Origin of the sequence: Nonomuraea sp. NPDC050404, from assembly GCF_040655495.1 — a bacterium.
Lineage (GTDB): Bacteria > Actinomycetota > Actinomycetes > Streptosporangiales > Streptosporangiaceae > Nonomuraea.
Map to the genome: position 1 here is coordinate 20,035 of NZ_JBFAKB010000020.1, position 23,367 is coordinate 43,401.

At 71.2% G+C, this 23,367-nt stretch carries 18 protein-coding genes; 9 read left to right on the forward strand and 9 right to left on the reverse strand.

Annotation, left to right across the window (positions count from 1 at the left end):
- Positions 1–58 precede the first annotated feature (58 nt).
- Positions 59–1,330 carry a PP2C family protein-serine/threonine phosphatase gene (locus AB0I81_RS42395; protein ID WP_360669798.1) on the forward strand — a complete coding sequence of 424 codons (1,272 nt, stop codon included), beginning with the start codon at positions 59–61 and terminating at the stop codon, positions 1,328–1,330.
- On the opposite strand, the gene AB0I81_RS42400 is transcribed toward AB0I81_RS42395, so the two are convergent.
- From AB0I81_RS42400 to AB0I81_RS42420, 5 genes are read right to left on the reverse strand one after another with little or no spacing between them, the layout of a single operon-like run.
- On the reverse strand, positions 1,323–2,006 hold the full coding sequence (locus AB0I81_RS42400) for a hypothetical protein (RefSeq protein WP_360669801.1): 684 nt from the start codon (positions 2,004–2,006) through the stop codon (positions 1,323–1,325). The genes AB0I81_RS42395 and AB0I81_RS42400 overlap by 8 nt on opposite strands.
- A 5-nt stretch (positions 2,007–2,011) precedes the next feature.
- Positions 2,012–2,902 carry a carbohydrate ABC transporter permease gene (locus AB0I81_RS42405; protein ID WP_360669804.1) on the reverse strand — a complete coding sequence of 297 codons (891 nt, stop codon included), beginning with the start codon at positions 2,900–2,902 and terminating at the stop codon, positions 2,012–2,014.
- Positions 2,902–3,798 (reverse strand): sugar ABC transporter permease, encoded by an 897-nt coding sequence (locus tag AB0I81_RS42410; protein ID WP_360669807.1) that lies wholly within the window; start codon positions 3,796–3,798, stop codon positions 2,902–2,904. The genes AB0I81_RS42405 and AB0I81_RS42410 overlap by 1 nt, the downstream gene beginning before the upstream one ends.
- 54 nt (positions 3,799–3,852) lie before the next feature.
- A complete protein-coding gene (locus AB0I81_RS42415) occupies positions 3,853–5,127 on the reverse strand; it encodes a sugar ABC transporter substrate-binding protein (RefSeq protein ID WP_360669810.1) in 1,275 nt (424 codons plus the stop codon).
- 37 nt (positions 5,128–5,164) lie between these two features.
- Positions 5,165–6,175, reverse strand: a complete 1,011-nt coding sequence (locus AB0I81_RS42420) for a hydroxyacid dehydrogenase (protein WP_360669813.1) — start codon at positions 6,173–6,175, stop codon at positions 5,165–5,167.
- 279 nt (positions 6,176–6,454) lie between these two features.
- On the opposite strand from AB0I81_RS42420, the gene AB0I81_RS42425 reads away from it, so the two are divergent.
- Positions 6,455–8,545, forward strand: coding sequence for a DUF2264 domain-containing protein (locus AB0I81_RS42425; RefSeq protein WP_360669816.1), 2,091 nt, complete (start codon positions 6,455–6,457; stop codon positions 8,543–8,545).
- Positions 8,546–8,641: 96 nt separating this feature from the next.
- Here the strand turns inward: AB0I81_RS42425 and AB0I81_RS42430 are convergent, their stop codons facing one another.
- Together AB0I81_RS42430 and AB0I81_RS42435 are read right to left on the reverse strand one after the other, a co-directional pair.
- Positions 8,642–9,766, reverse strand: a complete 1,125-nt coding sequence (locus AB0I81_RS42430; RefSeq protein WP_360670331.1) for a substrate-binding domain-containing protein — start codon at positions 9,764–9,766, stop codon at positions 8,642–8,644.
- A gap of 82 nt (positions 9,767–9,848) precedes the next feature.
- Positions 9,849–11,927 (reverse strand): heparinase II/III family protein, encoded by a 2,079-nt coding sequence (locus AB0I81_RS42435; protein ID WP_360669819.1) that lies wholly within the window; start codon positions 11,925–11,927, stop codon positions 9,849–9,851.
- 168 nt (positions 11,928–12,095) lie between these two features.
- Here AB0I81_RS42435 and AB0I81_RS42440 point away from each other — a divergent pair, with 168 nt between their 5' ends.
- The 4 genes from AB0I81_RS42440 (at position 12,096) to AB0I81_RS42455 (ending at position 17,834) form a co-directional block, all read left to right on the forward strand.
- Positions 12,096–13,283, forward strand: coding sequence for a serine hydrolase domain-containing protein (locus tag AB0I81_RS42440; protein WP_360669822.1), 1,188 nt, complete (start codon positions 12,096–12,098; stop codon positions 13,281–13,283).
- A gap of 53 nt (positions 13,284–13,336) precedes the next feature.
- Positions 13,337–14,821: a sulfatase gene (locus AB0I81_RS42445; protein WP_360669825.1), complete on the forward strand. Its 1,485-nt coding sequence runs from the start codon at positions 13,337–13,339 to the stop codon at positions 14,819–14,821.
- Positions 14,818–16,398 (forward strand): D-alanyl-D-alanine carboxypeptidase/D-alanyl-D-alanine-endopeptidase, encoded by a 1,581-nt coding sequence (dacB, locus tag AB0I81_RS42450; RefSeq protein WP_360669828.1) that lies wholly within the window; start codon positions 14,818–14,820, stop codon positions 16,396–16,398. The genes AB0I81_RS42445 and dacB overlap by 4 nt, the downstream gene beginning before the upstream one ends.
- Before the next feature lie 137 nt (positions 16,399–16,535).
- Positions 16,536–17,834 (forward strand): alkaline phosphatase family protein, encoded by a 1,299-nt coding sequence (locus AB0I81_RS42455; protein WP_360669831.1) that lies wholly within the window; start codon positions 16,536–16,538, stop codon positions 17,832–17,834.
- Here the strand turns inward: AB0I81_RS42455 and AB0I81_RS42460 are convergent.
- Entirely contained in the window at positions 17,828–18,859 is a 1,032-nt protein-coding gene (locus AB0I81_RS42460) for an alpha/beta hydrolase (RefSeq protein ID WP_360669834.1), read from the reverse strand. The genes AB0I81_RS42455 and AB0I81_RS42460 overlap by 7 nt on opposite strands.
- 15 nt (positions 18,860–18,874) lie before the next feature.
- Positions 18,875–19,969: a LacI family DNA-binding transcriptional regulator gene (locus tag AB0I81_RS42465; protein WP_360669837.1), complete on the reverse strand. Its 1,095-nt coding sequence runs from the start codon at positions 19,967–19,969 to the stop codon at positions 18,875–18,877.
- Between the two features lie 181 nt (positions 19,970–20,150).
- On the opposite strand from AB0I81_RS42465, the gene AB0I81_RS42470 reads away from it, so the two are divergent.
- The 3 genes from AB0I81_RS42470 to AB0I81_RS42480 are packed head-to-tail and all read left to right on the forward strand — an operon-like array spanning position 20,151 to position 23,358.
- Positions 20,151–21,062, forward strand: coding sequence for a sugar ABC transporter permease (locus AB0I81_RS42470; protein ID WP_360669841.1), 912 nt, complete (start codon positions 20,151–20,153; stop codon positions 21,060–21,062).
- Positions 21,063–21,064: 2 nt separating this feature from the next.
- A complete protein-coding gene (locus AB0I81_RS42475; RefSeq protein WP_360669844.1) occupies positions 21,065–21,988 on the forward strand; it encodes a carbohydrate ABC transporter permease in 924 nt (307 codons plus the stop codon).
- 32 nt (positions 21,989–22,020) lie between these two features.
- Positions 22,021–23,358, forward strand: coding sequence for a sugar ABC transporter substrate-binding protein (locus AB0I81_RS42480; RefSeq protein ID WP_360669847.1), 1,338 nt, complete (start codon positions 22,021–22,023; stop codon positions 23,356–23,358).
- Positions 23,359–23,367: the final 9 nt, after the last annotated feature.

Here is a 23,367-nt window from a genome sequence, read left to right on the forward strand (position 1 = left end):
CACACGGTACCGGCATGCCGATCACCGGCCGCCCGCCCCGAGTCGTTACGGTGGGTGCATGACCGCTCACGATGACCTCGAAGCGAGGTCGGCGGCGGCGCGGGCGGCGATGTTCGGGGCGCTGATCTCCGCGAGCCACACCTCCACGCTGGAGCAGGTCCCCGGCCTGGTCTCCGAGCACGCCGGGCAGGCGGGGCTGGACGAGGTGGTGATCTACCTGGCGGACCTGCAGCAGGATGTGCTCTCCCCGCTGGTCGCCCGGCCCGAGCCGGCCGGCGAGGGCGAGAGCCACGAGATCGGCATCGAGGGGACGGTCGCGGGCCGGGCCTTCCAGCACGGAAAGATCTTTCCTGCCACGGTACGGGACCCGCGTCAGTGGTGGGTGCCGCTGGTGGACGGCACGGACCGGCTGGGCGTGTTGCGGATCACCGTCGCCGGCGCGGACACCGGGGCGCTGCTGGACATGGAGCGGCTGGCCGGCCTGGTGGCGCTGCTGGTGGTCTCCAAGCGTCCGCTGAGCGACACCTACGCCAGGCTGGTGCGGCGCAGGCGGATGAGCGTGCCGGCGGAGATGGAGTGGCGGCTCATGCCGCAGCGCACGTTCGCCACCGACCGGCTGGTGATCAGCGCGGTGATGGAGCCCGCGTACGACGTCAGCGGCGACGTCTACGACTACGCCTTCGAGGGCGACACGACACATCTGGCGATCTTCGACGCGATGGGGCACGACACGGCCGCGGGCCTGACCGCCAACCTCGCGCTGACGACGTTGCGCAGCAGCCGCCTCGAAGGCCAGGGGCTCGCCCGCGCGGCGACCCGGATGGACGAGGCGCTCATGGGGCTGTTCGCCGGCGACCGGTTCGCCACCTGCGTCGTCGCCGCCCTGGACGTCACCAGCGGCGCCCTGGACTGGGTCAACTGCGGCCACCATCCGCCGGTCATCCTGCGCAGGCGCACCACCATCGAGCTCGCGTGCGAGCCGAGCCCGCCGGCGGGCACCGGGCTGAACCTGCCCGTGACGGTGTGCCACGCCCAGCTCCAGCCCGGGGACCGGCTGCTGCTCTACACCGACGGCATCACCGAGGCGCGCAACGAGCACGGCGAGGAGTTCGGCATGGACCGCTTCACCGACTTCCTCATCCGGCACCAGGCCGACGAACTGCCGGTGCCCGAGACGTTGCGCCGCCTGATCCACCACCACCTCGACTATCACAACAGCCGGCTGCGCGACGACGCCACCGTCGTGCTGGTCGAATGGCCCGGCACCCCCTACTCGCAGGAGGAGGTGGAGGCGCTGGGCGGCCTGCCGCCTGAGACGCCGCTCAAGTGACCGCGTCGCTCAGCAGAGGCGTGAGGACGAACCGGGTCGTGGCCCACACCAGGTACAGCAGGGGCGCTCCGAGGAGCAACACGCCGATCACCGGCCTGGTGAGCACGACGGTGACGGCCACGCCCAGCGCGGCGACGTTGAGCGCCGCCAGGTACCAGCGCCGCGCCACCAGGTAGAGGCAGGGACGCAGCACGTCGCGGACCCGTACCGGCTCGCCCGGCTCGGCGAGCAGCACCAGGACGGCGATGAGCACGCAGGCCACCAGCGCCGCCGCCGTGGCGAAGAACGGGACCAGCGCCGGGCCCCAGGCGGTGGGCATGACGACCGCGGCGTCGAGCGCGAGCACGCTGACCACCGCGGCGCCGCCCGCCCAGGCCAGGGCCGCGCGGGCCGCGCCACGCCGGTAGCCGGTCAGGAACGGGCGGAGCACGACGGCCTGGCCGGGCTCGCCCAGCGCGGCGAAGCACGCGAACGCCCCCGTCAGCGCCGGCGCGCACAACGACGACAGGACGGCGAAGAACGGCCACGACGCGAGCGGGTCCCGCACGATCGCCAGAGCCGCCAGCAGCGGGGAGACGGCGACGGCGAGCAGGACGTTCGTCATGAGGCCGACGTAGACGGTGCCGAAGATCCGCTCGTACGTGGTCTGGGCGGCCGGCCGCAGCAGCCGTCGCACCCCGTTCATCCCTTGAGCCCGCTGGTCGCGATGCCGCGGATGAAGTACCGCTGGCCGAGCAGGAAGACGAGGAGGATCGGCAACACCGACAACACCGCGCCGGTCATCATCATCGCGTAGTCCGCCTCGTACTGGCCGACGAACGAGCGCAGGCCCAGCTGCACGGTCCACAACTCGTTGCTGGTCAGATAGATGAACGGCCCCATGTAGTCGTTCCAGGTGTTGACGAAGGTGAGCAGCGCCAGGCTGGCCAGTGCCGGTTTGGACAGCGGCAGCATGATCCGCCAGTAGATGCCGTACTCGCTGAGCCCGTCGATCCGCGCGGCCTCGCAGAGGTCGTCGGGGATCGACATGTAGTACTGGCGCATGAGGAAGACGCCGAACGCGCCGAACGCCTGCAGCAGGATGATCGACCAGTACGTGTTCGTCAGCTCCGCCCGCTGCATCATGATGTACTGCGGCACCATGTAGGCCTGCCACGGCACCGCGATGGTGGCGATGTAGGCGACGAACAGCGCGTCCCGGCCGGGGAAGCGCACCTTGGAGAACCCGTAGGCGGCGAAGCTGCCGGTGAGCAGTTGCAGCAGCGTGATCGTCACGGCGAGGAACGCGGAGTTGCCCAGGTAGGTCAGCAGCGGGATGCGGTCCCAGATCTCGACGAAGTTCGACCAGCGCAGCTCGTCCGGGATCCACTGGATGGGGATGGTCAGCACCTCGTTGTCGCGTTTGAGCGACGCGGAGATCATCCACCCGAACGGCACCAGGACCAGCACCGTGACCACGGTCAGGACCACGTACGTGATCGCCTTGCGGACGAGCCCGAGGCCGCGACTTACCGGGGCGGGCGGCGCCGGCCGCGTGGCGGGGGCGGGAGGGGCCTCGCGCAGTGTCGTCATCAGCCGCTCCTGCGTTCGTTGAGCCGGAACTGGATGAGGGTGGCGGTGAGCACGATGAGGAAGAGCACCAGGGCGATCGCCGAGGAGTAGCCGAAGCGGCCCTCCCTGATCCCCTGCTCGTAGACGAGTTGCGCCAGCACCTTCGTGCTGCGGCCGGGTCCGCCCTCGGTCATGACCACGATGAGGTCGAGGACCTTGAAGCTGTGGATGGTCAGCATGACCACGACGAAGAACGTCGTCGGCCGCAGGCTCGGCAGGGTGATGCTCCAGAAGCGCTGCCAGGCGTTGGCGCCGTCCACCGTGGCGGCCTCGTAGTACTCCTTCGGGATCGTCTGCAGGCCGGCCAGGTAGAGCACCATGTAGTACCCCATGTCCCGCCACACGCTGGTCACGATCACCGCGGGCATCGCCCAGTCCGTGCTGGCCACCCACCTGGGCGGGTCGTCGATGCCGATCGCCAGGAGGAACTGGTTGACCGGTCCCGCCGTCGGGTTGAACAGCATGTTCCAGACAATGGCCACGGCGACCAGCGAGGTGATGTACGGGAAGAACGCCGCGGTACGGAAGATGGCCATGCCGCGCAACTTGCGGTTGAGCACCAGCGCCAGGCCCAGCGCGGCCACCAGGGTGAGCGGGATGTGGCCGAGGGCGTAGTAGAGCGTGTTGCGCAGCGCGACGTGGAAATTCTCATCGCCCAGCATGCGCTGGAAGTTGTCCAGGCCGACCCATTCCGGGGTGCCGTAGGAGTCCCAGTCGAGGAAGGCCAGGGCGAAGGCGGCCAGCATGGGGACGAGGGTGAACAGCGCGAAGCCGATGAAGTTGGGCAGGATGAAGCTCCACCCGATGAGGATCTCGCGCCACGCGCGTTTCCTGGAGGGCGGCGCCGGTTGCGTCATCACATGGGCCATAAGCGTCCTCAGTACCTTCTTGGGGAGTCGGCGCAGGGGCCGTTAGTTGAGCGCCTCGCTCTTGACGCGCTCGTTCATCGAACGCAGGCCGTCGGCCAGCTGCTTGTCGCCGACCATGATGAGCTGGTGCTCCTCGTTGAGAATCGTGTCGATGTCGGAAGTCTTGTCGCTGACCGGCATCTCCAGCACGACCTTGTCCGGCTCGAACGCCTTCTTCGACAACTCGTCGGAGGGCATGCCCTCACGCTCGAAGTACGCCTTGGTGATCTCGGGCGTCTGCAGCGCGGGCACCACGCCCACCTTGGTGATCGCCTCGGCGCCGGCCTGGCTCGCGGCGAACTGCACGAACTTCTTGGCGGCGTCGGTGTTCTCGGCCTTGGCGTTGACGGCGAAGGCGGTCGGCGAGCCGAAGGTCGTCACGCCGGAACCGCCGGGGCGCTGCGGCATCGGGGCCAGCGCCCAGTCGACGTCGGTGGCCGCCTTCTCCTTGGCCTCCAGGATGCCGGCGACGTACCAGGTGCCCATGGGCATCATGGCCGCCGCGCCGGTCTCGAACTGCGTGCGGTAGTCGGACTTCTGCGCGCTCGCGGTGCCGAAGTCGAGGACCGCGCCGGCCTTCTGCAGCCCGAGCGTCATCGTGTACTGGTCGTTGAAGAAGGAGTACTCGCCGCCGAGCTGGTCGCCGCCGGTCTGGGCGGCGGAGATGGCCTGCACCAGCGAGCGCCAGATGTGGTGGTAGGTGCCGTAGACCTTCTTGCCGCCCTCCTCGCGGGTGAGCTGCTGCGCGAGCTTGGCGTACTCGTCCCAGGTGAGCTTGTCCGGCATCGTGACGCCGGCCTTCTTGAAGGCCTTCTTGTCGTAGTAGAGCAGCCAGAAGTCCTGCCGGTAGGGCACCGCGAAATACTTGCCCTGGACGTTGAACGTCTCCAGCCCCGCCAGCTTCGTGGCGTCCGCGGACTTGGCCAGGTCGCTGACGTCGAGGAGCTGGTTCCTGCTGGAGAAGCGCGAGTAGTCGATGACGTTCTTCATGGCGATCACGTCGGTCGTGTCGCCGCCGGCGAGCATCGTGGTGACCTTCTCCGGATAGTCGTCCGCGAGGATGTCCACCGGCTTGACCGTGATGCCGGGGTTCGCCTGCTGGAAGGCGTCGAACAGCGCCTTGAACTCGGGGGTCTTGGCGAGGTTCCACACCGAGACCGTCAGCGTGACCTTCCCGTCGGCCGCCTGCTCGCCGGAGCCTCCGCCGCCACAGGCGGTCGCGGCGAGTGCGAGCACGGCCACCGCCGCGAGGCGGCGTGAGGTGTTAGAAGCGATCATTGATCCGGTTCCTTTCCGTTGAGCCGGGGTCCGGGGCTCAGGCGCTCACCTTGAACTCGTCCGCGGTCACGGCCGCACGCGGCGGCCGGCCGGTCAGATGGCGTTCCAGCTCGTCGAGCGCGCTCTCGCTCATCCGCCGGGTCTCCGAGCCGAGAGATCCGGCGACGTGGGGGGTGATCATGACGTTGGGCAGGCCGTACAACGGGGAGGCCGACGGGAGTGGCTCCGGGTCGGTGACGTCGAGGATCGCGTTGAGCCGGCCGGCGACGCACTCGCGTTCCAGGGCCGCGGTGTCCAGGACGGCGCCGCGGGCGGTGTTGATCAGGGTCGCGCCGTCCGGCAGCAGGGCCAGCTCCGGCGCCCCGATCAGGTGGCGGGTGGCGGGCAGCGCCGGGACGTGCAGGGTGAGCACGTCGCAGCGCGGCAGCAGCTCGGGCAGCTCGACCAGGCGGGCGCCGGCCTGGCTCACCTCGGATGCGGTGGCGTACGGGTCGGCGACGAGGATCTCGACCTCCAGGGCGCGCAGCCGTTCGACGACCCGGCGTCCCACCCGGGAGTAGCCGACGACCCCGACCGTGCGCCCGCGGTTGGACAGGTCCTCGCGGTGCACCATGGAGGACCAGACGGCGCGGCGCATGCGCGCGTCCCTGGCCAGGAAGGGCGCCTTCTTCCCGGCGAAGATGATCGCGGCGAGGGTGAACTCGGCGACCGGGATCGCGTTCTCGTCGGCGGCGCTGGTGACCAGGATGCCCCGGCGCCACACCTCTTCGGTCACGAACGAGCGGACCGTGCCCGCGCAGTGGAAGATCGCGCGCAGCCGCGGCGCGTCGGCGAGCCGCTCGGCCGTCAGCGGCGGGCAGCCCCAGGAGGTCAGCAGCACCTCGGCCTCGCGCAGCCGGTGCCGCGCCCGCGCCGTGTCGAGGTCGGCGGTCACGATCGGCTCGCCGAGGTCGGCGAGCTCCCGCAACCGGCGCAGCTGCGGTTCCTTGAACTGCATGCCGAAGGTCGCGTGATCCATGACCAGCAGGGCCTGCGGTCGTCCCGTCATGACGTCTCCGCCTCCGTGGCGGGCCTCACGACCACGTTGCTGAGCTTGATGGTTTCGCCTCGCTTCACTCGGCACATTCGGTCACCCGGCACGCTCGGTCACTCACAGCAAGCGCTTTCCGATGGCGCCGATCATGTCCGATCGTTACAATCGCGTCAATACCTGGTTAATCAGATCGATCACGTTTACCTGATCGATATTGATCGTTCTCGCTCCATGGATCCTGACGCGTGATATCAACGGCGGAACGCCATGCGCCCGATCACGTCAGGAGGACGGATGCCCACTCTGCGGGACTCTCTGCGGGAACTCGACGACCGCCGGCTCTCGCCGTACACCGGATGGACGAGGGATCACTGGGCGGCGCTCGCAGACCACCTCCTGCTCTCGGCCCGCCCCTACGCCTCGGCCTCGCACGCGCGCGTCTCCTTCCCCGGGGCGCCCGGCGGGTACGGGCCGGACGTGGACGGGCTGGAGGGTTTCGCGCGCACGTTCCTGGCCGCGGGCTTCCGGGTGGCGGGCGAGGGCGGGCGCGATCCGCTGGGCCTGATGGACTGGTACGCCAAGGGCCTCGCGGCCGGCACCGACCCCCGCTCGCCGGAGCGCTGGGTCCGGCTCGACGAACACGGCCAGCCCAAGGTCGAGGCCGCCTCCATCGCCCTGGTGCTGCACCTGACCAGGCCGTGGTTGTGGGACCGGCTCACGCCGCTCGTCCAGGAGCAGGTGGTCGACTACCTCGCGCCCGCGATCGGCTCCGGCTACCCGCCGATCAACTGGATCTGGTTCCAGATCGTCGTCGAGCAGTTCCTGTCCTCCGTCGGCGGGCCCTTCTCCGCCAAGGACATCTCCGAGGGCCTCGCGCTCACCGACGGTTTCGTGCGTCAGGACGGCTGGTACGCCGACGGGGCCGAGCGGGCCTACGACCACTACGTGGGCTGGGCGCTGCACTTCTACCCGTTGTTGTGGACGGAGATGGCGGCCGGGGATCCGGTGGCGGACGCGCGGCGGCCGGTCTACCTGGAACGCCTCGAACGCTACCTGCACGACGCCGTCCACCTCGTCGGCGCCGACGGCTCCCCCCTCCTCCAGGGCCGCAGCCTCACCTACCGCTTCGCCGCCGCCGCCCAGTTCTGGATGGGCGCACGGGCCGGCGCGCCGGGCGGGCCCGGCACAGGGGCCGACGCGCAACACGGGCCCAGCGCGGGACCCGGCCCGGGGGCCGAGGTGGGACCCGGCTCGGGGGCCGAGGTGGGCTCGGGGGCCGGGGCGGGGGCCGGGGTGTCGATGCCGGGGTTCGGGCTTCTGCGCCGGGCCGCCTCGGGTGTCGCCCGGCACTTCACCGAGCACGGCGCTCCCGACGAACGGGGGCTGCTGACGCTGGGGTGGCACCGGGAGTGGCGGCCGATCGCGCAGTCCTACTCGGGGCCCGGCTCGCCGTACTGGGCGGCCAAGGGCTTGTTCGGTCTGACGCTACCTGCCGACCACCCGGTGTGGACGGCCGTCGAAGAGCCCCTGCCGGTCGAGTCGGGTGACTTCCGGCTCGCCGTCCGCTCCCCCGGCTGGCTCGTCAGCGGCACCCGCGCCGACGGGATCGTACGCGTCGTCAACCACGGCACCGACCACTCCCACCCCGGCACCCACCTGACCGACTCACCGCTGTACGCGCGCCTCGGCTACTCCACCGCGACCTCCCCCCTGCTGACCGGCGAGCCCTTGGACCAGTCGGTCGCGCTCCTCGACGACGACGGGCTCCCCAGCCACCGGACCGGCTTCGAGACCACCGCCACCAGCCGCCTCCCTTCCGGAACCCTCGTCGGCGCGTCACGCTGGCAGGCCCACTGGGTCACCCCCGAGGCCGACCAGCCGGACCACGGCAGCGGCCGGTCCGGGGCACTGCGGCTGGGGCCGTGGCTGGAGGTGATCTCCGCGGTGCGCGGGGCCTGGGAGGTGCGCCTGGTGCGGGTGAACACGTACACGGAGAATGCCGGGGAGAGCGGGCCGTTGCGCGTCGGCGGATGGCCGCTCCCCGTCACTGGGGAGGTCCGCGAAGAGGGAACCACCGCCTGGAACGGCACCCGATGCTCCCGGCTCGTCCCAGGACCCGGGCTGGCGTCGTCCGGAGTGCTCGGCGTCGAGGACTCCTCGCCGCTCGCGGTCCGCACGCTCATCCCCTGGTGCGCCACCGACGGCCCCGCACAACCGGGCATCTGGTACGACGTGGCGCTCTACCTGGGCGGACACCACCCGGGCGAACCGCCGGCCCTGTCCTGGGACGGCACCGCAACCGCCGTTCTGACCTGGCCGGACGGAACACGGGACCATCTGAACGCGGCCGAGGCCCTGGGCGAACCGGCAACGCGAACGCCCTGACCCACGCCCGACCCTCCCCGGGCACTCTCACACGGGCACGCACCACGCCCTCGGGGCGCAGTGCGCCGGGCGCGGTGGCCCGGGCGGGGGCGGGCGCTATGACGACGAGGAGCGCACGATCAGGCGTGGCTCGATGGTGACGCGGTGGGTGGGCCGTTCCGGGTCGGGGTCGGCCAGGCGTCCCGCGAGCAACGCGAACGCCGCCCGCCCGATCGCCGCCTTGGGCGGCCGGACGGCGGTCAGCGGCGGATCGCACAACTCGGCCACCTCGTCGTCATACGTCACCAGCGCCAGATCCCCCGGAACCCGGATGTCGCGTTCCCGGCAGCGTTCCACCAGGCCGATCGCCTCCGGATCCGAATGCACCAGCAGCGCCGTCGTACGAGAGGCGACACACGCGTCGATCACCTCATCCACCGCCTCCGGCCAGCCGGGATCCCACTGATCGACCGTGTCGACGTCCGGCACGCAGGCGTCATCAGGGGTGACGCCGTCCCGTGCGAGGCCGTCGAGTTCGAGGTCCTCGCACGCCTGCCGCCACCCGCGCCGCACGTGCGGGCTCGTCGGGCTCCGCCGGGTGACCAGGCCGATGCGCCGATGCCCCAGCGCGGCCAGGTGCCGTACGGCCATGGCGGCCCCGAACGCGTGATCGCTGACCACCGACTCCATCGCCTCCCGGTAGTCGCCCACGGCGGCGGCCCGTTCGACGAGCACGACCGGCACCCCGGCGCCCTGCAGCCACCGCACCAGCGCCTCCCCGTCGTCGCCGGTCGTGGTCGGCGTCACCAGCAGGCCGTCCAGGCCGTGCTCCTCGACCAGACGGGCGAGCTGGCGGCGCTCGTCGGCGGCGTGGTAGCTGGCGCCGCGCAACACGATCCGCGCCCCGGCCGCCGCCGCGGCCTCGCGCACGCCGCGGATCACGTCCGGGTAGTAGTAGGTCAGCGACGGCACCATCATGCCGATGGTCAGCTGTCTCTCCTCCGTCGCCGGGTCCTCGCCGCCGAGGGTTTCGGCGATCGGGCCGCTCTGGAGTGCGGCCCCGCCGCGTACCCGGCGGATGAGGCCCTGCGAGGAGAGCAGCGAGATGTCCCGCCGGATGGTGATGACCGAGACGTCCAGCTCTGCGGCCAGTTCGTTGACGCGTACGACACCGCGCCGCCGCAGCACCTCCAGGAGCTGGGTACGGCGTTCGTCCGGCAGCGCGGCCGGCGGATCCGGCACTGTCAATGTGGCACCGTCTTTCTCGAAGGCACCGCTACGGTGCCCGGGCAAGGAACTCGGCCGGGGACGGGGCGTGCACGCCTCACTGCCCCACCTCCACCCGCACTGCGAAGGCGCCGCCCGCCGTACCGGGCAGGAGCAGTTCGAGCCTGGTCAGGCGCTCGCCCCACACGTCCGACACCATGGGGTCCTCCAGCGTACGCACGGTGAAGCCGGCCGTCGCAAGATCAGGATCCCAGGAGATCAACGCGGTACGCGTCCCGTCCACCGGCCGCACCGCGACCTGACCGGCGGAGCGCCGCTCGACCTCCCCGGCCAGCACGAAGTGCAGGACACTCGGGCCAGCCGAGCCGCCATCCGAGCCGCCGTCCGGGGTGAAGTCCGGGGTGAAGTCCCAGGCGTCCTCGATCGTCACCAGGCTCTCGGCCCGGTCCAGGGAGGCCGTCCGTGACCACCGCCGCAGGCCCGGCACGGGATAGGCGGCGGCCAGGTCCATCTCCACGGCGAACCGGCCGCCGTCGTCCGCCACCCGCACCTCGCGCGCGTGGAACCCGCGTCCCTCCCCCTGCGAGACACCCCGCACGCGCGGGACGTTGTGCCAGTCGCTGACCATCGTCCAGATCGCGTACCGGTCGGGCCCGAACGTCTGCGCCGTGTACGTCGGCCGCCCCGGATCGACGAGCACGGGCACGCCGTCCAGCGCGACGACGACGGATCCGGCGTCGTTGTGGTTGTGGTGCTCCCCGTTGTGCCCGCCCTTGACCGCCAGCGTCAGGCCGTGCGCCCGACCGCCCGCCGTACGCGCGACGGCGACCTGCGTACCCGGCAGCCAGACCCCGGCCACCAGCGGCGGTTCGGCCGGCCCGCACGCCTGCCACTCCTCGTCCGCCAGTTCCCGCAGCGCCCGCCCGAGTTCCGCCGAGACGCCGATCGAGGCCGCGCGCTGGGACCGCGCGTGGCGTACCACGTCGGGCTCGCCCAGTCTGCGACCCCAGCGGTAGGGCACGTGCCAGGGCTGGCCGGCCGGCGGGCGGGCGCGCGCGTCGGCCAGGTTCAGGTACCACGGGCCGCCGAGGTGCATGCGGTGCGGGAAGTGCACGGTCTCGCGCACGACCGGGATACCGGCCGCGCCGAGCGCCCCCGAGGTGGCGTGTTCGAGGATGTCGAGCGCTTCGAGGGCGCGGCACGCCCCGTTCCACCAGTATTCGTACCCTTCGTCCACCGAGCCGTCCTCCGGCAGCGCCGCGAGGTAGCGGTCCACTCCCGCGACGGCGTGGGCGACCTGCGTAGCCCGCTCGCGCTCGCCCTCGCCCAGCCGCAGCGCGGCGACCAGGACATTGCCGCAGATCCACGGGCACCAGTTGTGCACGTCGCCGTCGAGCCCGAGCCAGTGCCAGTCGCGCCGCGTGACGAACGGTTCGAGCACCCGCACCCGCACTTCCGCGCGTACGCGTTCGCGCAGGCCGGGGAAGTGCTCACGGAGCCGGTCGCCGAGCACCTGGTCGGCCCAGGCCAGCTGGGCGGCGACGTCGGCGGCGCCGAGGTCGAGGCACGGCGCGGCGGGGTCGGGCAGGACGGTGCCGCGCGGGCGGCAGGTGTCCTCGTGGGCGGGCCAGCACCAGGAGCTCTGCTCGCACAGCTGCACGATGCCGTCGGCCGCCTCGTCCAGCCACACCTGCTCGCCGGTGACCGTCGCCATGAGCACCGCGCGGGTCAGCCGGTCCTGGCGCTCGAAGACACTGCTCTCGTACGCGGTGCGGTTGCCGTCGCGGAAGTAGCGGGCGTACTGCGAGGCCAGCGGCTGCGGCCACGGCGTTCCCAGGTCCGCCGACGCCCGCTCGCGCACGGCGAGCAACACCTGCCCCGCACCGGCCCCACTCCGCAGGCCGTCCCCGTCCAGGAGGCCGGCTCGATCCCAGCGGCCGTCCCCGGCGGCGGGCACCGGCAGCGCGGTCTCCGGCGGCAGGAGAACACCCATCAGACCGTCCGGCTCGGCACCGGCCCCCCAGGCAGCCAGCAGCGGCCCGGCCACCGCCCGCCCCGAGCCGATCGCGCCGGCAGCGGGCCCTGAGCCGGTCGTGTGGGTGTGGCCGAGAGGCTCGCCCTCCTCCCGGCCGGGAGGCTCGGCCGCCTCGCTTCGCCCGGTCACCGTGTTCGTCATATTCCTCCTAGCCGGCGGTCCATGCTACCGATCCAAAGGTGATCGAAGTTGAATCATCATGATAGAGGTGATCGAAATGTCACCGCCCTCCCGTCCCGGTCGGAGAAACGCCCAGGAAACACCGCGTTGTGTTCCATCGGGCTCAACAGGACGTAAGGAGGCGTTGTCATGGAAAAGCCGTCAGCATCCAGGCGATCCGTGTTAGGGCTGCTAGGAGCCGCTCCGGTCGCGATCGCGGCGGGTCCGGCCCGCGCGTCCACCGGCGCGGGCGAACGCGGCGGGGTGCCGCGCGACCTGCGTCCCGGCGGCGAGTACGACCGTTTCGTCGCCGAACGTGCCGCCGCCGACGAGTTCTCCGGCACGGTGCTGCTGGCCCATCGCGGCAAGACCGTACTGCAGCGGGCCCACGGCATGGCGGACAAGGACAAGAAGCTCCCCAACCGCACGGACACCCTCTTCCTGATCGGATCGATCACCAAGTGCTTCACCGCCACGGCGGTGCTGCAACTGCTCCAGCGGCGCAAGGTGGCCCTGCACGAGCCGCTGGGCACCTACCTCGACGGTTTCCCCGCCGAGGCCGCCGCGGCGACCGTGCACCAGTTGCTGACCCACACCTCCGGCGTGGGCAGGTCGCCGATCAGGAACGGGCCGCCCGGCGAGGAGGAGTTGTCGTGGGACACGGTCGAGGAGGTGTGGGAGGGCAACCTGGCGATCATCCGCGCGCTGCCGCCGCAGTTCACACCGGGCACCCAGTACCGGTACAGCAATGACGGCTACATCGTGCTCGGCGCGATCGTGGCCGCGGTGTCCGGCATGACCTACTACGACTACGTCCGCGAGCACGTGTTCAAACCGGCCGGCATGACCAGGACGGCCTTCTACACCAGGCCGGAGGTGCTGGCCGCGGACGACATGGCCCACTCCTACACGATCCACCGCCAGACGGGCGAACGTTACGACTTCACCAAGAGCAGGGAGTTCCAGTTCGTCGGCACGCCCGCGGGCAGCGCCTTCTCCACCGCGGGAGAGCTGCTGAAGTTCGTGACGGCCCTGCGCGAGGACGGCAAGCTGCTCAGGCGCGCCTTCGCCGAGCTGGGCACCGGCGCCAAGACGGTCGTGCCGCCGGAGGAGGGGCAGGACCCGCTGCTGATGTGCTCGCACTACGGCTACGGGTTCGCCTCCCACATCTTCGACTTCCAGCGCCTCTTCGGCCACACCGGCGGCGGTTTCGGCATCAGCACGAGCTGGAACCGCTACCCCGATCTCGACTGGGTGTCGGTGATCCTCGGCAACTACGACAGGCAATCCACCAAACCCGTACTCGCGCTGGAACGCCGGCTCATCACCGCCCGATGACCGCGGCCGGTCCCCGACGAAACCCGCCACTCACACGAACAGGTGATCAACGTATGGGCTCTCCGCTCACCCGACGCACACTCCTGTCCGCTGCCGCCGCCGCCCCGCTCGGCGCCGGCCTGGCCGCCCGCCCGGCCTGGGGCCGGTCCGGGAGCTCCGCCGCCGGGCCGCCGAACATCCTGCTGTTCACCACCGACGACCTGGGCGGCAACTCGCCCGGCTGCTTCGGCGGCCCCGCCGACCTCACTCCTGCCATCGACCGGCTGGCCGCCGAGGGCGTCTCCTTCCACCGCGCGCACGTTCCGGTCGCGATCTGCCAGCCGAGCCGCTCGGCGGCGCTGACCGGCCGCTACCCGCACCGCAACGGCGCGGAGGGCTTCGAGCCCATCCGCGACGACGTGCCCATCCTGAACGACGTGCTGCGCGCGCGGGGTTACCTGACCGGCATCCTGGCCAAGGTCCAGCACCTCACTCCCATCCCGCGGTTCGCCTGGGACCTGCAGGTCGGCCAGACGGATCTCGGCATGGGACGCGACCCGGCCCGCTACGCCGAGCAGGCCGCGGCCCTGTTCGCGCGGGCGAAGTCGGAGAACAGGCCCTTCTTCCTGATGGCCAACGCCCAGGACCCGCACCGGCCCTTCAGCGGCAGCGCCGACGAGCAGAACCTGCCGTCGAGGGATTACCCGGCGCCGTCCCGGGTCTACACGGCCGACGAGGTGAGCGTGCCCGGCTTCCTGCCCGACCTGCCCGAGATCCGCACGGAGGTCGCGCAGTACCAGAGCAGCGCCCGCCGCGCCGACGACACGCTCAAGGCCGTGCTCGCCGAGCTGGAGGCCGCCGGCCTGGCCTCGAACACCATCGTGATCTTCATGTCGGACAACGGCATCGCGTTCCCGTACGCCAAGGCCAACGTCTACCAGCACTCCACCCGCACGCCGCTGATCGTCCGCTGGCCCGGCACCACCCGCCCGGGCCGCGCCGACCGTACCCACTTCGTCTCCACCATGGACCTGTTCCCCATGCTCTGCCGGGCCGCGGGCGGGACGACGCCGGACGGGATCGACGGCCGCGACCTCACCCCGCTGCTGTCCGGCGGCGCCCAGACCGGCCGCGACCGCCTCACCACCGTCTTCCACGAGTCCAGCGCCGAGCAGCGGTACGACATGCGCGGCGTCCACGACGCCCGCTGGACCTACGTCTGGAACGCCTGGTCCGACGGCCAGACCAGCTACCGGGCCGAGAACATGGCGGGCCTGAGCTGGAACGCCATGGTCGCGGCCGCCGGCAGTGACCCCGCCGTCGCCGCCCGGGTCGGCTTCTACCAGCTCAGGACCCCCGAAGAGCTGTACGACCTCGACGCCGACCCGCACGCGCTGCACAACCTCGCCCAGGACACCCGTCCCGAGGTCGCCGCCGCGCTGGCCGCCAGGCGCACCGCGCTGGACGCCTGGATGAGCGCGACCGGCGACCCGGCGCAGCAGCAGTACCGCGACCAGATCATCAACCCGCCCGCCACGAAGGGAGCCGACGCGTCATGAACCGCTGGTCACGCAGGTCCGTGCTCGGGCTGATGGCCTCCGCCCCCTTCCTGGCCGCCGCGCCGCGCGCCGCCCACGCCGTGAGCGCGCCCACCGGCGACCTGGAGACCAGGATCCAGGAGATCATCGGCAGGCCGGAGTTCGCCGGCTCGCACTGGGGGATCGAGTTCCACGCGACGGACACGGGGCAACCGCTCTACTCCCTCAACGCCGCCGAGCTCTTCGTCCCCGGCTCCTCCTTCAAGGTCTTCCCCGCCGGCACCGCGTTCGAGACGCTCGGCGCCGGCCACCGCTTCCGCACCCGGGTGTACCGGACGGGACCACTGGTCAAGGGGGTGCTGAAGGGCGATCTGGTGCTGGTCGCGGGCGGGGACCTGCTGCTGTCCGGGCGGCTACGGCGGGACGGCTCCCTGGCATTACCCGACCCGGACCATTCCTACGATCTCAGCCAGGGAGCGGGCCCCCTTCCCGGCGACCCGCTGGCGGAGCTGCGCGGGCTGGCCCGCCAGGTCGCGGCCCGCGGGGTGCGGCGGGTCGAGGGCCGGGTGCTCGTGGACGTCTCGTTGTTCCGCGAGGGCAAGGAGAGCCTGGCCAACGGCATGCAGAACGCGACGATGTCGCCCGTCATGGTCAACGACAACCTCGTGGACATCACGGTGAAGCCGGGCGGCGCCGCCGGTCAGCCGGCCGTGCTGGAGGTCTCCCCGCCGAACGCGTACCTGAAGGTGCTCAACGGGGTCACCACGGTCGCCGCGGGCACCGCCGCGCGGCCGCTCACCTTCACCGGCGCGGCGGACGCCCCGGACGGGACGCACAGCGTGACGATCACCGGCGACGTGCCGCTCGGCGTTCCGAAACTGTTCCGCGCGTACTACGTGCCCGCGCCCGCCCGCTTCGCGGCGGCGCTGTTCGCCGGGGCGCTGCGGGACGAAGGGGTACGGGCCGAGGCCGGGCTGACGGAAAGCCCGCGGCCGTCGTCGCACTACACGCACGGCAACCGGCTGGCCGAGCACGTGTCCCCTGCGCTGCCCGACGAGCTGAAGGTGATGCTCAAGGTCAGCTCGAACATCCACACCGCCATGTGGCCCTACCTCATCGGCGCGATCGCGGGCCGCGACGCGGAGAACGCCAAGGCGGCGGGGATGGCGCTGCAGCGGGAGTTGTTCGAGAGGGCAGGGCTGGACGGGACGCCGCCGGGAGCCTCGGAGGGCACGTACACGCCGCGGTTCTTCACGCGGTTCCTGGACCACATGTCGCGCCGGCCGTACTATCGCGCCTACCGCCGGACTCTGCCGATCCTGGGCAGGGACGGCACGCTGGCCGACGTGCAGCCGGACTCGCCGGCGGCCGGGCACGTCTTCGCCAAGACGGGAACCGCGGTACGCCTGCAGCAGGGCCCCGCGGACCTCAGCAAGGGGCTGGCCGGCTTCGTGGAGTTGCCGGACGGCCGGGTGCTGACCTTCGCGACGTTCGCGCGCCTGCGTGCGCCGTCGGCGGAGGGGGCGATGGAGCTGGCGCGGCTCGCGGGCCAGGCTCTGGGCGAGATCGCGGCGGCCTCCTACGAGACCAGCCGCTGAGGCGGACGGAGATGGTTTGACGACATGATCGGCAGGGCGTTCACGCGGCTGTCACCCGATTCGGGGGTGATCTTCGCCTGGCGTCCGTACCCTGGCGGCGGCCGTCGCGGCGGCGGCCCCGAAGGCGAGGGTCGTCCATGTCGATTTCCCGGCGTACCATGCTGACCGGCCTCGCGGCGGCGGGCGCCGTCACGGGCGCCGTCACGAGCACAGCACCCGCGGCCCTGGCCGGCACCGGCCAGGGCGGGCGGCGGCGGGCCGCGCACGTCGTCCTCGTGGACTGGGACGGCTTCGACCCGCGCTACCTGGGGCGGGTGCCGACCCCCAACCTGGACCGGCTCGCGGCCCGTGGCGCGCTCACCACCGCCGATGCGACCTACCACACCGTCTCCAACCCGTGCCGCGCCTCCATGAGCACGGGCGCTTATCCGGAGGTGCACGGCAACGTCGCCTACGTGTACGACCCGGTGAGCGGCAGGGCGCAGGGGCAGAGCCGGTTCCTGGCGGCCGAGACCATCGCCGAGTCCCTGGCCGCCGAGGGGCGCACGGTCGCCTCCGTGCAGTGGTACATGGTGCAGGACCACGGGGTGCGCTACGGCGATCCCGAGCACCTGTACGTCCAGCCGGGCGGCAACTTCGAGCAGCGGGTGAACGCGGCGATCGAGATACTCAACCTGCGGCCGGTGTCGTCCAACGGGCAGCCGGTGACCGTGCCGAGGATTCCCGACCTGCTCGCCGTCTACAGCTCCGACCTGGACGGGCTCGGCCACAACGAGGGGCCGGACAGCCCCGGCATCGCCCCGCTTCTGGCCGAGCACGACCGGCAGCTGGGCAGGCTGGTGCAGGCCGTCGAGGACGCCGGCATCTATGAGGACACGGCGTTCCTGCTCACCAGCGACCACGGCATGACCGCCTGGAGCCGTACGCTGCTTCCGCAGGTCGTCGCGACCGTGGAGGGCACGGGCCACAGCGTCGAGGTGATCCCCGCGGGCGGCTCTCCCGCCGCCGGCACCGAGGTCGTCATCGTGCCCAACGGGGTGCGGATGGGCGACATCACGCTGCGCGGCGGCGCGGCCGAGCCACGTGCGCGGGCCAGGATCGCGCGGGCGCTGCGCCGCCTGCCGGAGATCAGCCGGGTGCTGGACGAGCGCGCGCTGCGTGCCCTGCATGCCGGCGACAAGCTCGGCGACCTGGTGGCCGAGGCGGCGCCGCCGTACGGCTTCGCCCTCGACGAGCCGCCGGCCGGCCAGTCGCGCGGGGCGCACGGCAGCCTGGCCGAGATCAAGGTGCCGCTGCTGTTGTCGGGCGCGGGTATCCGCGCCGGCCTGCGCCCGCACCGGGCCCGGCTGATCGACATCGCCCCGACCATCGCGGCGCTGCTCGGCACCCGTCCTCCCGCGCAGGCCCAGGGACGGGACCTGACAGGACGCTACTGACCCTGCAACGTGTCCAAAAATTCCTCGACCGCACGCACGTACTGGCGCGGCTTGAACATGTGAATGACGTGGTTGGCGGAGATTCGCCGGTATTCGCTGTGCGGCACGAGTTGCCCGATCCGGGCCGCGTCCTCGTCGTCCATCGCGCCGACCAGCCCGTGCGCGGGCAGGCGGCGCCAGTCGGCGTGCAGCACCAGCAGCGGGCAGGTCACCCGGGCCAGCGCGTCGGCGTGGTCGAGCCCGTCGTAGAAACGGCCGTCGGTGAACGCGCGGGCGAAGTCGGGGTCGAACATGGACAACGACTTGAGCAGCAGGCGCAGTTTCAGCGGGAAATAGCCGATGTCCACCGGGCTGTCCGGATGACGTGACTGGAACGCGCGGACGCGGCCGGACAGGAAGGTGAGGAACCAGCCGGGCACGCGGCGCTCGCGGGTCTCCGAGACCGGCAGGCTGAGCCCGCGGAAGTAGTCGGTGAGGTCGCGGGTGCGAGGGTCGCCGAGTTTGTCGGCGAGGTGGCAAAGCCCCCGGTAGACGTACCGGTCCCGGTCGCGGAAGCGGGGCAGCTCGGCGGAGAACACCGGGGCGTCCTCCAGAATCGCGCCCGCGACCTGGTCCGGCAGGTTGGCCGCGCACCACAGGGCGATCAGGCCACCCGAGGAGTTGCCGGCGATGACCGCCGGGGCGCCCACGACCTGGGTGAGGAAGGCGGTCATGTCGGCGCCGATGTCGCGCCACGAGTACGCGCCCGGCGTCCAGCTCGATTTGCCGTGCCCGCGCACGTCCACCGCGTACACCCGGGACCGGCGCGACAGCGGGACCAGGACCCGCTGGTAGCTCTCCCAGGTGGCGGTCTGCGCGGGGACCAGCACCAGCGGCGGCCCGTTGTCGGGGCCCGCCACGTAGTTGATCCGCACGTCGCCGAGATCGAGCCGGTGCTCACGGAAGCCGGCGGCGCGCACGGCCCGGAGCCCGATCGTCCCTGACGAGCCTTCGTACGGATTGCGGTAGGTATAAGTGTCCATCATGCGCCCTTCGCCTGGTCAGGAGGGTGGTGCCGCGGTGCTGTGGCGGAGCACCAGCCGGGTCGGCACGACGTCGGTGCCGGGACGCACGCTCTGACCCTCACGGATGCGCGACAGGACGCGCTGCACGCACCGCCGCCCCACCTCGGCGAAGTCCTGGTGAACGGTGGTCAGGGGCGGGATGAAGTGGGCGGCGTCGGGGATGTCGTCGAACCCGACCACGCTGACCTCCCGGGGAACCGCCCGGCCGCGCTCGTGCAGGGCCCGCAGCACGCCCAGCGCCATCTGGTCGTTGGAGACGAACACCGCCGTGCAGTCCGGCTCGGCGGCGAGCGCGAGCCCGGCGGCGTAGCCGGACTCCGCCGACCAGTCGCCGTGCAGGGGCTCGGGGACCGGCCGGCCGGCCTCGCGCAGCGTGGCGCGCCAGGTCTGCGCGCGGCGCTGGCCGGCGAAGGACGTCCGCGGCCCCGAGACGTGCCAGACGGTTCGGTGCCCCAGGTCGAGCAGGTGGCGGACGGCCTGCCGCGCGCCGTCGGCCTGGTCGGTGTCGACCACGCTGTAGCGGTCGCCGGCGTTGGAGTCCACGACGACGACGTGCACGCCGGGCGGCAGGGTCACGGTGGCCGCGTCGAGGAGGTGGATCTCCAGGATGACGATCACGGCGTCCACGGCCAGCTCGCCCATCCGGGTGAAGGCCCCCAGCACGTTGTCCTGCGTCGGCACGTCGAGGGGCATCAGCGTGATGGCGTAACCCTCGGCGGCGGCGTGGGTGGCGATCGCGTCCACGGTGCGGCTGTTGCCGGTCGAGGTCAGGCCGAACAGGATGACGCCAATCGTGTTGAACTGGCCGTAACGCAGCGCGCGGGCGGCGCTGTTGGGCCGGTAGCCGAGCTGGCGCATGGCCGCCAGCACCTGCTCGCGGGTGGCCTCGACCACGCTCGGGTGCCCGTTGGAGACCCGGGAGACGGTCTGCGAGGAGACGCCCGCGAGCCTGGCGACGTCGGCCATCGAGACGCGCTGCTTGCGGCGCCCGCCGGGGATGCCCGAGGTGGCGCGATGCGCCGCGCCGCTCCATGTGAGCGCGCCCTGCTGCTCTCGCTCCCCCGGCTCCATGGCTCCACCCCTGCCTGCCTGCTGACGTCGGCTGACCCTTGACGGGCTGTGTGGCCGATGTCACGATACCGCACGACTGTTTACGTAAACATCACCGCCGAAACCCTACTGCGCAGGCGCCGGCGGAGTTCTTCCCGCATGCGGTGTTTACGTGGGCACCGACGCGAGGAGGAGTGCACTGGTGGTCGCGAAACCGCAGGCGAGCGTCCGAGCGACGGCACCGCCCGGCAAGCGGCGATCGTGGACGGGCTGGCGGTTCGTGGCGCCGTTCATGGTGGTGTTCGCGCTGGTCTTCCTGGCGCCGATCGCGTACTCGATCTATCTGAGCCTGTTCCGCACCCAGCTCATCGGCGGGACCGTCTTCGTCGGCGCGGACAACTACCTCAAGGCGCTGGGCGACCCGCAGTTCTGGTCGGCCTTCGGCAGGGTGGCGCTCTTCCTCGTCGTGCAGGTCCCGATCATGTTGTTCCTGGCGCTGCTGGTGGCCCTGGCCATCGACAGCGGCCGGCTGTACGGGGCGGGCTTCTTCCGCATCTCGGTGTTCCTGCCGTACGCCGTCCCCGCCGTGGTGGCCACGCTCATGTGGGGCTTCATGTACGGCACCCGCTTCGGCCTCGTCGGCAACCTGAACGAGTCCTTCGGCCTGTCGCTGCCCGACCCGCTCTCCCCCGACCTGATCCTCGCCTCCATCGGCAACATCGTGACCTGGGAGTTCGTCGGGTACAACATGCTGATCCTGTACTCGGCCCTGCGCGTGGTGAACCCGTCCCTGTACGAGGCCGCCGAGATCGACGGCGCCGGCCAGTACCGCATCATCTGGGCGATCAAGCTCCCGGCCCTGCGCGGCGCCCTGCTGATCGCCACCATCTTCTCGATCATCGGCAGCTTCCAGCTCTTCAACGAGCCGCACATACTCAAGACCATCGCCCCCAACTCGGTCACGACCTACTTCACGCCGAACGTCTATGCCCACTCGCTGTCCTTCGCCGGCCAGCAGTTCAACTACTCCGCGACCGTCGCCATCGTCATGGGCCTGATCACGATGGTCATCGCCTACGTCGTCCAGTTGCGCGGCATGCGGAAGGGAGTCTGACCTTGACCGCCACCGCCTCCCGCAAACCGCGTGCCGGCAAGGGACCGCTGGTCGTCCGCGGCGGCCACCGGCGCCGTTCGCCGCGCGACCGGCGCAGCGTCACGCTGACCGTGCTGACCGCGGTGATGCTCGTCTACACGCTGCTGCCGCTGCTCTGGCTGGTCATCAACGCCAGCAAGACGCAGGAGGGGCTGTTCCGCTCGTTCGGCCTGTGGTTCGACTCCGACTTCGCGCTGTTCTCCAACATCGCCGACGCCTTCACCTACGACGGCGGCATCTTCACCCGCTGGCTGCTCAACACCCTGCTCTACGTGGTCGCCGGCGCGGGTGGCGCGACCCTGCTGGCCACCGTCGCCGGGTACGGGCTTGCCAAGTTCGACTTCCCCGGCAAGAAGGCGGTGTTCGCGGTCGTCATCGGGGCGGTCGCCGTGCCCGGCACCGCGCTGGCCGTGCCCACGTTCCTGATGTTCTCCAGCCTCGGCCTCACCGACACCCCGTGGGCGATCATCATCCCGTCGCTGGTCTCGCCGTTCGGGCTCTACCTCATGTGGACGTTCGCGGCCGACGCCGTGCCCGACGAGATCCTCGAGTCCGCCCGGGTGGACGGGGCCCGCGAGTTCCAGACGTTCTTCCGCATCAGCCTGCCGCTGCTGGCGCCCGGCATCGTCACGGTGCTGCTCTTCGCCGTCGTCGCAACCTGGAACAACTACTTCCTGCCGCTGATCATGCTGAAGGACCCGGCCTGGTACCCCCTCACGATCGGCCTCAACAGCTGGAACGCCCAGGCCACCACGATAGGCGGAGACGTGATCTTCAACCTGGTCATCACCGGCTCACTGCTCACCATCATCCCGCTGATGGCGGCGTTCCTGCTGCTGCAGCGGTACTGGCAGTCGGGCCTGGCCGCCGGAAGCGTCAAGGCGTGACCGGCATGTACTCGAAAGGGATGTTCATGACGATGAACCGCCGACACGCCCTCCTCGCGGGCGCGGCCTTGTCATTGTCGCTGGCGATGACCGCCTGCGGCTCCCCGGGTGACGGCGGCTCGGGGGCGGCCCCGGCCCAGAGCTCGTCGGCCGGGGACGTCGAGGCGGCGCTGAACGCCGGCGGCACGATCACGGTGTGGGCGTGGGAGCCGACGCTCAAGCAGGTGGTGGAGGGCTTCCAGGCCAAGTACCCGAAGGTGAAGGTCAACCTGGTCAACGCCGGCACCGGCGACGACCACTACACCGCGCTGCAGAACGCTGTCAAGGCCGGCTCGGGCGTGCCCGACGTGGCGCAGATCGAGTACTTCGCGCTGCCGCAGTTCGCCCTGGCCAAGTCGATCGCGGACCTGACGCCGTTCGGCGCGGACAAGCTGGAGGGCACCTTCACCCCCGGCCCCTGGAACTCCGTGCACTCGGGGCCGGGGATCTACGGGCTGCCGATGGACTCCGGGCCGATGGCGCTCTTCTACAACAAGGAGGTCTTCGACAAGCACAAGATCGAGGTGCCGGCGACCTGGGAGGAGTACATCGAGGCCGCCAGGAAGCTGCACAAGGCCGATCCGAAGGCGTACATCACCAGCGACACCGGCGACCCCGGCTTCACCACCAGCCTGATCTGGCAGGCCGGCGGCAAGCCCTACCAGGTGGACGGCACCAAGGTCGGCATCAGCTTCGCCGACGCCGGCACCCAGAAGTTCGCCTCGGCGTGGCAGCAGATGGTCACCGAGAAGCTCGTCGCGCCCGTCTCCGGCTGGTCCGACGCCTGGTACAAGGGCCTGGCCGACGGCACCATCGCCTCGCTCGTGATCGGCGCCTGGATGCCGGCCAACCTGGAGACCGGCGTCAAGGCGGGGGCCGGCAAGTGGCGGGTCGCGCCGATGCCGCAGTGGGAGGCCGGCGGCAAGGCCACGGCCGAGAACGGCGGCAGCTCGCTCGCCGTCCCCGAGGCGAGCACGAAGAAGGCGCTCGCCTACGCCTTCATCAAGTACGCGGGCGTGGACGAAGGGGTGCAGACCCGGCTGGACAACGGCGCGTTCCCGGCCACGACCTCGCACCTCAACGCCGCGGCCTTCAAGGACAAGAAGTTCCCCTACTTCGGCGACCAGCAGGTCAACCAGGTGCTGGCCGAGTCGGCGAGCCAGGTCGTCACGGGCTGGAAGTACCTGCCGTACCAGACCTACGCCAACAGCATCTTCAACGACACCGTCGGCAAGGCCTACACCGGCGCCGGCACGCTGCAGGACGGGCTGAAGGCGTGGCAGGACGCCTCCGTCAAGTACGGCCAGGAGCAGGGCTTCACCGTCCAGTGACCTCTCAGG